The organism is Streptococcus parasanguinis (assembly GCF_016648855.1).
Classification (GTDB): Bacteria; Bacillota; Bacilli; order Lactobacillales; family Streptococcaceae; genus Streptococcus; species Streptococcus parasanguinis_L.
In genome coordinates this window covers 38433-51641 of the sequence record NZ_JACLQU010000004.1, presented here as the reverse complement: position 1 = coordinate 51641, position 13209 = coordinate 38433, and the positions used below count along the sequence as shown (strand labels likewise).

At 36.9% G+C, this 13209-nt stretch carries 11 protein-coding genes and 1 pseudogene; all 12 read left to right on the top strand.

Annotated features, from left to right (window positions below; genetic code table 11):
* Positions 1-7 precede the first annotated feature (7 nt).
* Complete coding sequence (rlmD, locus tag H7T92_RS03910) at positions 8-1366, top strand: 23S rRNA (uracil(1939)-C(5))-methyltransferase RlmD (protein ID WP_201037132.1); 1359 nt, start codon at positions 8-10, stop codon at positions 1364-1366.
* A 427-nt stretch (positions 1367-1793) separates the two neighbouring features.
* Positions 1794-2222 (top strand): aminoglycoside 6'-N-acetyltransferase, encoded by a 429-nt coding sequence (gene aac(6'), locus H7T92_RS03905; protein ID WP_002912789.1) that lies wholly within the window; start codon positions 1794-1796, stop codon positions 2220-2222.
* A gap of 57 nt (positions 2223-2279) precedes the next feature.
* Positions 2280-2888, top strand: a complete 609-nt coding sequence (locus H7T92_RS03900) for a Type 1 glutamine amidotransferase-like domain-containing protein (RefSeq protein ID WP_201037131.1) — start codon at positions 2280-2282, stop codon at positions 2886-2888.
* A gap of 121 nt (positions 2889-3009) precedes the next feature.
* On the top strand, positions 3010-3330 hold the full coding sequence (locus H7T92_RS03895; RefSeq protein WP_037605505.1) for a TfoX/Sxy family protein: 321 nt from the start codon (positions 3010-3012) through the stop codon (positions 3328-3330).
* Positions 3331-3355: 25 nt separating this feature from the next.
* On the top strand, positions 3356-3898 hold the full coding sequence (locus tag H7T92_RS03890) for a GNAT family N-acetyltransferase (protein WP_201037130.1): 543 nt from the start codon (positions 3356-3358) through the stop codon (positions 3896-3898).
* A 191-nt stretch (positions 3899-4089) separates the two neighbouring features.
* Positions 4090-4719, top strand: coding sequence for a TetR/AcrR family transcriptional regulator (locus H7T92_RS03885; RefSeq protein WP_201037129.1), 630 nt, complete (start codon positions 4090-4092; stop codon positions 4717-4719).
* Between the two features lie 277 nt (positions 4720-4996).
* Positions 4997-5737 (top strand): ABC transporter permease, encoded by a 741-nt coding sequence (locus H7T92_RS03880; RefSeq protein ID WP_201037128.1) that lies wholly within the window; start codon positions 4997-4999, stop codon positions 5735-5737.
* 135 nt (positions 5738-5872) lie between these two features.
* Positions 5873-6610 (top strand): ABC transporter ATP-binding protein, encoded by a 738-nt coding sequence (locus tag H7T92_RS03875; protein ID WP_201037127.1) that lies wholly within the window; start codon positions 5873-5875, stop codon positions 6608-6610.
* A 2-nt stretch (positions 6611-6612) separates the two neighbouring features.
* Positions 6613-8295, top strand: coding sequence for an ABC transporter ATP-binding protein (locus H7T92_RS03870; RefSeq protein ID WP_201037126.1), 1683 nt, complete (start codon positions 6613-6615; stop codon positions 8293-8295).
* A 715-nt stretch (positions 8296-9010) separates the two neighbouring features.
* A pseudogene (locus H7T92_RS10405) lies at positions 9011-9844 on the top strand (ZIP family metal transporter).
* A 14-nt stretch (positions 9845-9858) separates the two neighbouring features.
* Positions 9859-10221, top strand: a complete 363-nt coding sequence (locus H7T92_RS03855) for an ArsR/SmtB family transcription factor (RefSeq protein WP_201037125.1) — start codon at positions 9859-9861, stop codon at positions 10219-10221.
* Positions 10205-12292, top strand: coding sequence for a heavy metal translocating P-type ATPase (locus H7T92_RS03850; RefSeq protein WP_201037124.1), 2088 nt, complete (start codon positions 10205-10207; stop codon positions 12290-12292). The genes H7T92_RS03855 and H7T92_RS03850 overlap by 17 nt, the downstream gene beginning before the upstream one ends.
* The last annotated feature ends 917 nt before the right edge of the window (positions 12293-13209 follow it).

Below are 13209 nucleotides of genomic sequence, written 5' to 3'. Positions count from 1 at the left end.
GAAAACGATGTTAAAGAAAAATGAAATTGTAACGGTTGAGATTGTCGATTTGACACACGAAGGAGCAGGAGTGGCTAAGGTCGATGGCCTGGTCTTTTTTGTGGAGAATGCCCTGCCAGGAGAAGTCATTCGCATGCGCGTGCTCAAGGTCAATAAGAAGATCGGCTACGGAAAAGTAGAGGAGTACTTGGAAAAATCTCCTCACCGCAATGAAGAGTTAGACCTGGCTTACTTGCGAAGCGGTATTGCCGACTTGGGCCACCTGGCTTATCCAGAGCAGCTGAAATTCAAGGCCAAGCAGGTCAAGGATAGTCTCTACAAGATGGCAGGAATCTCCAATATCGAAGTGCCCCTGACCTTGGGGATGGACCATCCTGTCCAATACCGCAACAAGGCCCAGGTCCCTGTCCGTCGTGTCAATGGTCAGGTAGAGACAGGCTTCTTTCGCAAGAACTCTCATGATTTGATGCCGATTGAAGACTTCTATATCCAAGATCCAGTCATTGACCAAGTAGTCTTGGCTCTTCGAGATTTGATTCGTCGGTTTGACCTTAAGCCTTATGATGAAAAAGAAAGATCTGGCTTGATTCGCAATCTTGTGGTCCGCCGAGGTCACCATTCAGGAGAAATCATGGTCATTTTGGTCACCACTCGTCCCAAGGTGTTCCGTGTGGACCAGTTGATCGAGCAGTTGATCAAGCAATTCCCAGCCATCAAATCCGTTATGCAAAATATCAATGACCAGAATACCAATGCGATTTTTGGAAAAGAATGGCGCACTCTTTATGGTCAGGATTACATTACGGACCAAATGTTGGGCAATAGCTTCCAAATCTCAGGACCAGCCTTTTACCAGGTCAATACCGAAATGGCAGAAAAGCTCTATCAGACAGCAATTGACTTTGCGGACTTGAGAGCAGAGGATATCGTGATTGATGCCTACTCAGGAATTGGGACCATTGGCTTGTCAGTTGCCAAGCATGTCAAGGAAGTCTATGGGGTAGAGGTCATCCCAGAAGCAGTGGAGAATAGCCAGAAGAATGCTAGTTTAAATGGCATCACCAATGCCCACTATGTCTGCGATACAGCAGAAAATGCTATGAAGAATTGGCTCAAGAAAGGCATCCAACCAACTGCTATCCTAGTCGACCCACCACGCAAGGGCTTGACCGAAAGCTTTATCAAAGCAAGTGCCCAAACAGGCGCTGACCGCATCGCCTATATCTCCTGTAACGTCGCCACCATGGCGCGTGATATCAAACTCTATCAAGAGTTGGGCTATGAACTGAAGAAAGTCCAGCCGGTGGATCTGTTTCCTCAAACGCACCATGTCGAATGTGTAAGCTTGTTGGTAAAACGCAGTTAATCCTCAAAGGTTTACTGAACCTTTTGAGTCCCACAGACGCACCATGTCGAGTGTGTGAGCTTGTTAGTGAAACGCAGTTAATCCTCAGAAGGTTCACTGAACCTTTTGAGTCCCACAAACGCATCACGTTGAGGCAGTATCACTGCTTGTACGAGCCGAGGCATCAGCGAAGTAGAAGTAGATGATCTGCCCATGCGACAAGGTGAGACCGAAGGTCGAGAAGGTGCCCTGGGGTATAGGACTCGTAGAATGAGGAGGGAAACTGACGAAATGATACGATAAGTCCGAACTGCTGAGTGCGTGGATCTGCTCTTCCGATCTGAGACAGTCGAAAAGTAGAAGGGGATGGTATTGGTATCAATCAATGAGTAACAAAGTAACAGCATGATTCGAAACATTTGCTTGTAATTTGCGGAGGAACATCAATATGGATGGAATAACAAAAGATTCTATAAAAACGGCTAAACTAATGAAACAATTATGGCCCCAATTGACCGATAAAGAAGCTATTGATGAAGTAAAAAGATATACGAATGGCAAAAATACTGCAATCTTTACTGAAGTTGAAGGTGACACAATTGTAGGTTTAGCACTATGTTCACTCAGATTCGATTATGTTGAAGGTTGTAAATATAGTCCTGTTGGATTCTTAGAAGGGATTATTGTCGACGAGGAATATCGTTTAAAGGATATAGCTAAAAATCTCTGTACAAAATGTGAGGAATGGGCGAAAAATAAAGGATGTAAGGAATTTGCAAGTGACTGTACTTTAACGAATACGGACTCTATAAGATTTCATCTCAATATTGGATTCCAGGAGGCAAATAGAATTATTCATTTTAAGAAAAAATTATAATTTCGAAACGAGAATAAACTTGTTTAAACTTTATGTATCTTTAGAAAGTGTGAAAGATTGGACGAACAAATTTTTTTGATGGGTGGAAATCCGCCGATAAAGAATCCTACGGTTGTTAATAAAATTGTGTCATCAAGAAAGATCGAAAGAATTGTCATTTTTACAGTTTATCGAGAAAATTGGCAACCCTATATGAAAAAGTACACGGAAGTTTTCCAAAGCCATTTTTCTAATCTAAACACTGATTACTTACTCTTGGACACTGAGCAGATTGATTTTGATAGCTATCTAGATGCTGATGTCATTATCATCGGTGGTGGAAATACGGAAAAGTATCTAGCTACTTATGTCAATCAGGAGTTCAAAAATTATATCGATCATATGCTGAATAAAGGGGCAAAAGTTATAGGGTTTTCTGCAGGAGCCCTATTATTAGGAGAAAAAGTCTATGTCTCACCTAATGATAATTCAAATCATCAGATAAAGATAAAAAATGGATTAGGACTCTTTAGTCAGTTTTTAATTAGTGTCCATTATGATTCCTGGAATGATAAAGCTAATAAGGATAGAGCTGAAGAACTCGTTAATGTTCCCATAATTCCACTAAATGATCATTCCTGTCTTGTATTAGATAAACTTGGAAACATTATTGAGAAAATTGACTAATTTTCATTATGTAATTCTGGATCTAGGATACTAAAATGTAGACGAACTGGATGGGAGCCAAATTTTTAAGTTTGATGAAAATGGACTATTGAATTATAGTAATTAAGGGAGATAGAAAAAAATGGCTTCAAGTAAAGAATATTTAAATTTCATCTTAGAACAACTATCCGATTTGGAAGAAATAACATATAGATCAATGATGGGCGAATATATTGTTTATTATCGCGGAAAAATTGTGGGTGGAATTTATGATGATAGATTTTTAGTGAAGCCTGTTAAATCTGCAATAGCATATATGCCAAATGCGAAGTATGAGTTACCATATGATGGAGCAAAGGAAATGCTGTTGGTAGATGATGTTGACAACAAAGATTTTTTAACTGGCTTATTCAATTCAATGTATGATGAATTACCTGCACCCAAACCAAAGAAAAAGAAATAATTAAATTGGAATTTGAGGAGAAATAATGATTTTAGAAACGGAAAGATTGATTCTTCGCCCATGGGAAGAAAGTGATGCTAATGATTTATTTCAATATGCCAGTGCTCCAGAGGTTGGTCCGAATGCAGGTTGGCCTGTACATACTAGTGTTGAAAACAGTAGAGAGATTATAAAAAGTGTTTTTTCCTCACCTGATACATACGCTATCGTTTTAAAAGAAACGATGCAGCCAGTGGGTAGCATAGGATTGATGATTGGCTCTGCAAGTAATATAGGTATTCCTGATACTGAGGCGGAGATTGGTTACTGGATAGGAGTTCCGTATTGGGGTCAGGTACTTATACCAGAAGCAGTTCAAGAGATAATGAGATATGGATTTGATGACTTGAATCTGGAGAAAATGTGGTGCGGTTATTTTGATGGCAATACAAAGTCGCAGAGAGTTCAGGAAAAATGTGGGTTCCGTTATCATCATACAAAAGAGAAGGTGCCATGTGCATTGGAAGGAGTTCTTCGCACAGAACACATAAGCTGTCTATCAAAAGAAGAGTGGATTTCATTTAAGTAAATCCCAGTTTGTCAGAGTAAGGAGTGTATGACGAAACGGTAAGTAAAAGCATAAAACCCTTGTAATGAAAGGGATCATGAAAAGCCTTGAATTAAGGCTTTTTGTTATATTCCAATAAAGAACTTGACATAATTAGTTTCGTCCACTACAATAGAAGTTACATACCGATGGTATGATAGAAAGGGACTGGAATGGCAAGAAATAGAAACTCACATGAAACTAGAAAAAAAATACTAGAGGTCTCTAAAGATTTATTTTTAGAAAAAGGATTTGATAATACGTCAATACAAGATATCATAGATGGTTTAGGTGGATTAACGAAAGGTGTTATTTATCATCATTTTGAGTCTAAATATGATATTTTGCAAACGATCATTAGCGAAAATAATCAAGAAATTTTTAATTATAATTGGAGAGGAAATACTGGATTAGAAAAAATACAAAATTCTTTGATGGATTCTTTCTCTAACTTTGAACACCAAAGGCTCGTCTACTCTGCTTCAATTATGCTAAGAAGTCCACGCTTATTGGGAGAGCAGTATCTAGGTTTATTTTCTGATTTTTTACCGGAAATTAGAGAAAAAGTTTACGAAGGTGTTGAAGATGGGTCTATTAAAACAGAATATCCAGAAGAGCTAGCAGATTTAATTGTTTTAACTCTAAATATTTGGATTGGTTTTCAAATTTCCGTTTTTTCATTAGTGGAATTAAAGCGTAAAATGAATTTCATTAAACTTACTTTTGAAGGTCTGGGGGTACAATTAATTTCTGATGAAATGATGGACGTGATTTTCAAGTTATTTGATCACTTAAAAAAATAGGAAATAAGTAGTTGCATGACATGCTTGTTAATACTAATTTCTATCTATGTATTATCAATTGAACGATCTATTTTACATTTTGATACTTAAAAAATAACATACTTTATGTGTGTTATTAAAATCCTATTTTACATACCGTAGGTATGTTTGTTTTTTAGTATATACATACCGACAGTATGTATGTTGCCATTGTCTGTAAAATAAGCTTATTTTTAAATATTTGTTGAGATTAGTTTGAATAGTTTATTCTTTATTTACACTTTGGAGGAAAGAATCTATGTTGTCGCTTATTAAAATTGAATTAAATAAAATTTCTAAATCTAAATTATTTTTAGCCTGGTTGTGTACTATATTTATAGTGTTAGGTATTACAGTAATAATCATTATGGGGTTAGGTACTGACAATAAACTAGGAGAATTCACTGGACAGGATTCTAATCTTATTAGAGTTACTGATAAATGGGAAGGTTGGGCAATTGTAGCATCATTGTTTTCATCTTTATTTACAAAATCAGCATTTTTGATTTTCGAATCTTATTTATTATCTACGATTATTATTGATGAATTTAAACGAAGAACAATTTTTCAGTTGTTTTCTTACCCTATTTCTAAAATAAAGTTACTATGGGGAAAAATTCTTACAGTCATTCTAATATCATTTATTGCCAATTTTTCTGCACATTTAGTTATTCAATTATTAATTAAATTAGTAGCAATTTTAACTGAATCAAATTATATTCCAGTAGCTAATCAATTGATTAACTTAGCTGGAATAACGTTTGCAACAGTACTAATAGGGTTACTACCATTTGTTTTAGGTATGATTAAGCATTCGACAGCTATAACAATGCTTACTGGACTTGGTTTAGCAGCATTACTTTCGAATGCCAGTCCAGGAAGTTTATCTAATAATATTGCTGATAACCTATTCTTTTTGATATTTGCAAGTTTCATAAGTTTAATGATTACTTCATTTTCAATTTTTGATATTTCAAGACAAGATATTAGTATCAAGTAGCATACCCGAGTTTAATTGAAGGAAAGTGATAATTCCTTAATGATTTCTATAAAAAAAGAGACTGTATAAATTAGTATTTATTCTCCGGGAGAAAAATTCTTGTATTTAAAGCCAGATATAGAAAGAGAGATAGAAATGAGAAATATTGTTGAAATAAAAGAAGTTTTTAAAACAATTGATAAAGAAGAAATTTTAAGTGGTATCAACCTTCAAATTGCTGAAGGAGAAATCTATGGTCTTTTAGGACCGAATGGAGCTGGAAAAACAACGTTAATGAAATGTATGTTATCCTTATCAACAATTACATCAGGTAGTATTGAAATTTTTGGGAAAAATCTACAAGAACACAGAGAAGAAATCCTAAGTCAGATTGGAAGTATTATTGAATCACCAATTTTTTATGATAATTGCACTGCAAAAGAAATTTTGGAAATTCACGCTCAGTATATGGGGAAAAATATTATTGAATCAGATATAATAAGAGCCTTAAGAATGGTCGGATTAAAAAATACGACTAAAAAAGTAAAAGATTTTTCGTTAGGAATGAGGCAAAGGCTTGGTTTAGCTCGTGCCTTTCTAACAAAACCTAAATTGTTAATTTTAGATGAGCCAATCAATGGTTTAGATCCAATAGGAATTCAAGAAATTCGAAATCTTTTGTTGTCGCTTTCTAAGGAGCATGGAATTACTATTCTAATATCGAGTCATATATTATCGGAAATTTCACAGATAGCAGATAAAATTGGTTTTATCAAAAATGGAGAAATGGTAGAACAGGTTTCTATGAAAGAGATTAGGAGAGAGAATATTGACTTAGAAGAATATTTTATGTCACATTTTCTAAATGAAATTAAGAATTATGAGGTAGATTAAGGATGAAACAATTGATAAAGAACCATCAGAAGGCTTTTTATGCTTTCATGATATTTAATATACTGGTCCCTTTAACTAACGTTGCTTTTGCTTATTCTATTAAAGGTATTATTGATAGTGGCATGTCCCAAAATGAAGAAGCCTTAACTCAAGCGGTACTAATAGGGGCTACTGTTATTTTCATCTATGCAGGACTCAACTTTATATCTCTTCGATTGAAAAATAAACTTGTTAGGCAAATAATGTCAAGATACAAAAACAAGGTGTTCCAATCTATTTTAGATAGGGATTATAGAGACTTTTCTATAGAAAAATCAGGAAAGTTTATTTCTGTATTAACCGAAAATATGAAGAAAATCGAGCAAGATTATCTACACCAGTATTTTAATATTTCAAAAAACCTTTCCTTAATGATTTTTTCACTCCTAGCTATGTTTATAGGTAATTGGTTTTTGACCTTATTAGTAATCATTGCTAGCATTATTCCAATGATGGTTTCAGGATTTATTGGACAAAAATCAGCCTCTCTACAAAATAGTGCTATGATTGCAGATCAGAAGTATTTAGCTAAGGTTAAAGATATTTTAGCAGGATTTCTGGTTATTAAAAGTTTTAATGTGAAAGATGCTATCTGTGAGGATTATAGTCATGAAAGTGAAAAATTTGATGAAATAAATTTTATAAAAGGGAAATTTGATGTTTTAGCTTATGTTATTTCGCAGCTTTCAGGGATGATTGTTTTTTTGGTAGCCTTTGGTGGAGGAATGTATCTCGTATTTAATGGCTATACCACAATTGGAAGTGTAACAGCTATTGTTCAACTAGTCAATTTTGTAGTAATGCCACTAAATGAAATTGGTATGGGAATGAGTAAATTCCGTGAAGGGCAAGCAACACTTAATGCATTTGAGGTAAAAGATGTAACTGGACTTCAGACCGGTGAAACGAAAGAATATTTCGATGATGTTATTTCTTTTTCAAATATAGACTTTTCTTACCCTAATACTGAAGAAAAAATTTTTAATCATTTATCTTTGAAGATTAAAAAAGGAGAAAAAATTGCAATTGTAGGAATGTCAGGGAGTGGGAAATCAACTTTGCTCAATCTATTACTGCGTTTTTACGATGTAACAAGTGGACATATTTCAATTGATAATCAAGATATACAAGCTATTTCAGCAGATAGTCTTTATAACTTAATGACGATTGTTCAGCAAGAAGTTTATATTTTTGATGATACTTTAAGAGCGAATATTACTCTTAATCAATCCTTCACTGATGAGGAAATAAAGCAAGCTGTACAGCAGTCAGGTTTAGAAAGTTATGTTTTAGAAAATGAATCTGGCTTACAAACTTTATGTGGCGAGAATGGATCAAATCTATCTGGTGGAGAAAGACAGAGACTTAGTATTGCGCGTGCCTTGATTCGAAAAACACCAATCTTATTATTGGATGAGGCTACCTCATCTTTGGATAATCGAGTAACTACTGAAATTGAAAATTCAATCTTGGATATTCAAGATTTAACTGCACTTGTAGTAACCCACAAGTTGAATGAGAACATTTTGAAAAGATACGATAGAATTCTCTTTATGAAAGCAGGCGTCATTGTTGAAGATGGTTCTTTTAGTGACTTGATGTATAGAAGAGGTGAGTTTTATAAGTTGTTTGAGTTGAGTGTATAATTCTCTTTCGTTTTATAGTATAATTTTAGAAAACACTCTATCACTTTCGTTCTAAAATAAAGTTGTTTGCTAGCAATACACGTGGAGTGTGTAGCTTTGCTCGTAAAAGCCTAGAACCTTTGAACGAAAGGGATAATGAAAAGCCTTGATTGCAAGGCTTTTTGCTTTATGGTGGGGAAGTATTAGAGTAAGTAATTTTTGGAGTGAGTGGAAGTGATAGTTAGGAATTCTCAAATTCTATTTCCATTTACACTGTGGGTACGTTTTTATTTCCATTGACAAGGAGTTTGAGGGAATAGAAACGTACCCACCTATATGAAAAAATCACGAAAGGTTTGATCTATGGAAATCAGTAGAAATTAGGTGATACAATAACACGTTATAAAAACCTTGAAATCAGTATGTTTCAAGGTTTTAAGTACTCTTACGGATAGCATTGGGAACATCTAACTTTCTTGAGGAGTAAAGTTTGTTTCTCAATATAGTAATCGTTAAATTGTGTCGAAGCGTTATATGATATGATAATTCCAAATAGTCCTTTGGGCTTTTTATGGCATTGTGATATTCTCTAAGAACACGAGATTGCTTCAATAATTTACAAAGTTATGGGGATTTCTCATAGCTTTTTTACTTTCTTCCTTGACAATTGAGCGAGTGTTCAACTATAATGATAATAGTTGAGTGGTTGTTCAACTGAATCATCGATTATTGAGGTATGAGATGTAATTTTTCTTCTCTATCACCAGTAATGCAAGCTTTATTAGCTGGCTTATTCAACTGGTTTTGTACCCTTATCGGTGCTAGTTTGGTCTTTTTTGTCAAAACCATTCATCAAAAATTCATGGATATGATGATGGGCTTGGCAGCGGGCATTATGACGGCAGCGGCAGTCTGGCCTTTGCTTGTCCCTTCTTTGGACTATAGCCAGTCAATAGCTACGAACAGATTTTACTGGTTGACGACGGCTGTTGGTTCTATTGTCGGGGGCTTATTTATCCGCTTTATTAATTATTTGGTTCCCGACCTACATTTGAATCATCAGATGAGTGATAAGGAAGGGATTTTGAATCCCAAAAGACCCTTATCAAAGACCATGCTGCTTTATCTGGCGGTAGTGTTTCATAATATACCAGAGGGCTTAGCAGTTGGTGTGGCATTTGCTAGTGTGGCAAATCTCGCAACTAGACTTTCCTTTACGTGAATGAGTGCCCTTGGATTGGCCTTGGGAATTGGCATCCAAAATATTCGAGAAGGCTCTGCCTTGTCCTTGCCACTACGGGTAGAAGGGCGAAGTAGGAAATCAGCTTTCTACTATGGCGCCATGTCAGCGATTGTTGAGTCGATTGCAGCTGTTTTAGGGGCCTATGCTGTTATGTCTATGACCCAGCTACTACCTTATGCTCTCTTATTTGCGGCGGGAGCCATGATTTATGTTGCAGTGGAAGAACTTGTGCCAGGTGCTCAAGAGCACAAGAATACCGATATTGCGACAAGTGGGGTTATGGCCGGATTTCTAATCATGATGTTACTTGATACAACTTTAGTATAGGAGGAATAGAAAATATGTCACAGTGTTTAACAGCTTGTAATCCAGATTTAATTCAAGGGGTCCATGAGACGGAGTTTGATACCGTTACATTGCTAAATATGTCCAATTTTTTTAAGGCGATTTCTGACCCAACTCGTTTGTTGATTTTACAAGCAGTACGGCAAAATCCAATTTGTGTCGGAGACTTAGCGATTGCGTTACAGATGACCAAGTCTGCTATTTCTCACCAACTACGCTATCTGCGGGACTGCCAATTGGTCAAGGGGGAGAAAAAAGGAAGGATGACCTATTATGAACTTGCGGACGATCATGTCGCAGCAGTCTTGTCTTTGACACTGAAACATTTGAAAGAGGAAAAACATGAAGAAAGAGTATGAACTTCGAGGAATTGACTGTGGCAATTGTGCTGCTAAGATTGAACGTGCTGTCAATCAATTGGAGCAGGTAGAATCTGCCACTGTCAATCTGATAGCTCAAAAGCTGATTTTGGAAACAAAAAGCGAAGATGGGATAGATAAGGAAATTATTGACTTGGTGGATGCTATTGAACCTGGAATCGAAGTTATCAGTGAGAAAAAGGAAGAGGCACTTCCAGAAAAACGAGATTGGGCGAAAGAGCTGCTACTTGCTGTTATGATTCTATTTGCCTTCGGCTTTTTCCTGCCAGAGGAGTATTTCTGGATTCGTCTGGTCTATTATCTGACCCTATATATCATTATCGGCCATAAGGTTCTTATCAAGATGGTTCAAAATATTCAACGTGGTAATCTTTTTGATGAAAACTTTTTGATGAGTATCGCGACCTTAGGAGCCTTTCTCTTGGGAGAATTTCCAGAGGCAGTAGCCGTCATGCTTTTTTATCAGATTGGGGAGTATTTCCAAGATAAGGCCACCTCTCAATCTCGTCAGTCCATTGCACGATTGATGGATATTCGGTCGGATAAGGCTTGGAGACTAGAGGGGGGAGAAACCGTTCAAGTAGACCCTGAAACAGTAAGGGTTGCGGACCATATTTTAGTTAAGCCTGGGGAGAAGGTGCCCCTAGATGGTCTGGTCAGAGAAGGTCGTTCTATTCTGGATACGTCAGCCTTGACAGGAGAATCACTGCCTAGGGAAATTGGCGTTGGTGAGGACATTACAAGTGGTGTGATCAATTTGACTAGTCCATTGGTAATTGAAGTGAGTAAGACTTTTTCGCAATCAACGGTCAACAAAATTTTGGAATTAGTTGAAAATGCAAGCAATAAAAAAGCGGAGACGGAACGGATGATCACACGTTTTTCGCGTGTGTATACACCAGTGGTTGTCGGAATCGCTTTTCTACTTGCAAGCCTGCCTCCCTTGCTTGGTTTAGGGGAGTGGTCGATTTGGCTTTATCGGGCACTTACCTTTTTAGTCATTTCTTGCCCTTGTGCTCTTGCGGTTTCGGTACCAATGAGTTTCTTTGGCGGGCTAGGGGGAGCATCTAAATTAGGTGTCTTAGTGAAAGGTGGGAATTATTTAGAGGCTCTTGCCAAGTTGGATACGGTCGTATTTGATAAGACGGGGACAATTACAAAAGGTATCTTTGCGGTAGATACCGTTGTCAACGCAGAAGGTATCGAGGATAATATTCTGTACCTCGCTGCCCATTTGGAAAGCTATTCCAATCATCCAATCGCAAACTCGATTCGAACAGCCTATGGACAGGAAGTGGACGAGAATAGGGTGAGTCAGATTACCGAGCTACCAGGGCAGGGCATGTCCGGTAGGATAGATGGCAGACAGCTCTATCTTGGGAATGCTAGATTAATGGAAGTTCAAGGGATTGCTTATCCAGCTATTGACAGCACAGGAACAGTTCTCTATTTGGCAGAGGACAGTCACTTTTTAGGCTATTTCCTTATCACAGACCAAGTGAAGGAGACGAGCATCGAGGCCTTGAAGGATTTACAGGCGGTCGGAATTAAAAAAACGGTTCTCCTTTCAGGTGATCGTCAGGCAGTGGTTGATGAATTTGCACAGCAATTTGCCTTCAATGATGCATTTGGAGATTGCTTGCCTCAGGATAAGGTGAGTACATTTGAGGAAATTCTGACTCAGTCTCAGCAGGCTGTTGCCTTTGTTGGAGATGGAGTGAATGATGCACCGGTTCTTGCTAGGGCAGATGTTGGTATTGCTATGGGAGGGCTAGGTTCGGACGCAGCCATTGAATCAGCAGATGTTGTACTGATGGATGATGACCTTGGAAAACTTCCTCAAGTCATTCGACTGGCTAAAAAGACAGTCAGAATAGCTCGGCAAAACATGACCTTGGCTATTGTAGTTAAACTAATTTTCTTGGTTCTAAGTGGATTGGGAATTTCTAATATGTGGGAGGCAATCTTTGCAGATGTTGGTGTAACGCTACTGGCAGTATGGAATGCATTGAGGACCTTGAGGATAGATACCTCCACTTTGTCAAAGTAAGTGAACAAACAGAGCGATATACAAGTTTTTGTATAATCGCTTTTTTAAACTATGATATGGGCTTTAACGATTTTAACCTAAATCTAGTAACCGTTGAACGTGCATCAATAGAACACACTATGACCATCAACAAGAACTACGTTACTTTCATTAAGGGTATTTTCTGGTAAATTTCAAAAATAAAACCTTGATTTTGCGCCATTTCTTTTTTTCCTTCCCGAAGGCGCGGGAGTACACCCCTTTTGTTAAGGATTTATCCCTTTTTAAATAAAAATAATACAAGTAGGACACTTCTAAAAGTGATCTACTTTTTTTAAATATTTTCATTCTAAAGTTTAATTTTAAACAACAACTCTATCACTTTCGTTATATAATATAGATGTTGACTAACTCCACATGTTGAGGCGGTAAGTTTGCTAGTCAAGGAGTAAAACGACGAAGATTAGCATTTACTTCCGCCCATGCGATAGCTGTCCGTGATTGACAAGTGCTAGCACGCAGACAGAACGGAGATAGCGAACCGCTGAGTGTGTCGCTCTGCTCGTAAAAGCTTAGAAACCTTTGAACGAAAGGGATAATGAAAGCCTTGATTGCAAGGCTTTTTGCTTTATGGTGGGTAAGTATCAGAGTGAGAAAATTTTTGGAATGAGTAGAAGTGATAGCTAGAAATTATCAGTTTCTATTTCCATTTACCCTGTGGGTACGTGTTTGTTTCCATTGACAAGGAGTTTGTGGGAATAGAAATGTACCCACCTTGTTTGAATCAAGTGAAGTGTAGTTGAAGGAAATCTGTTGAAAGCAATACTTCATTTTACCGAATAAGTAATAATTTAGGCAACTTCAAATCGATTAAAAAAAACTATTTTAAAGGTTAAGAGTAGACAAAAATTGTCCACTCTTTTTTGCAAACTCAATTT

Bases quoted from the DNA above. Each gene is read 5' to 3' on its own strand.
- H7T92_RS03855 (WP_201037125.1), top strand. From the start codon at position 9,859: ATGTCACAGTGTTTAACAGCTTGTAATCCAGATTTAATTCAAGGGGTC.
- H7T92_RS03870 (WP_201037126.1), top strand. From the start codon at position 6,613: ATGAAACAATTGATAAAGAACCATCAGAAGGCTTTTTATGCTTTCATG.
- rlmD (WP_201037132.1), top strand. From the start codon at position 8: ATGTTAAAGAAAAATGAAATTGTAACGGTTGAGATTGTCGATTTGACA.
- H7T92_RS03885 (WP_201037129.1), top strand. From the start codon at position 4,090: ATGGCAAGAAATAGAAACTCACATGAAACTAGAAAAAAAATACTAGAG.
- H7T92_RS03880 (WP_201037128.1), top strand. From the start codon at position 4,997: ATGTTGTCGCTTATTAAAATTGAATTAAATAAAATTTCTAAATCTAAA.
- H7T92_RS03875 (WP_201037127.1), top strand. From the start codon at position 5,873: ATGAGAAATATTGTTGAAATAAAAGAAGTTTTTAAAACAATTGATAAA.
- H7T92_RS03850 (WP_201037124.1), top strand. From the start codon at position 10,205: ATGAAGAAAGAGTATGAACTTCGAGGAATTGACTGTGGCAATTGTGCT.
- H7T92_RS03895 (WP_037605505.1), top strand. From the start codon at position 3,010: ATGGCTTCAAGTAAAGAATATTTAAATTTCATCTTAGAACAACTATCC.
- H7T92_RS03890 (WP_201037130.1), top strand. From the start codon at position 3,356: ATGATTTTAGAAACGGAAAGATTGATTCTTCGCCCATGGGAAGAAAGT.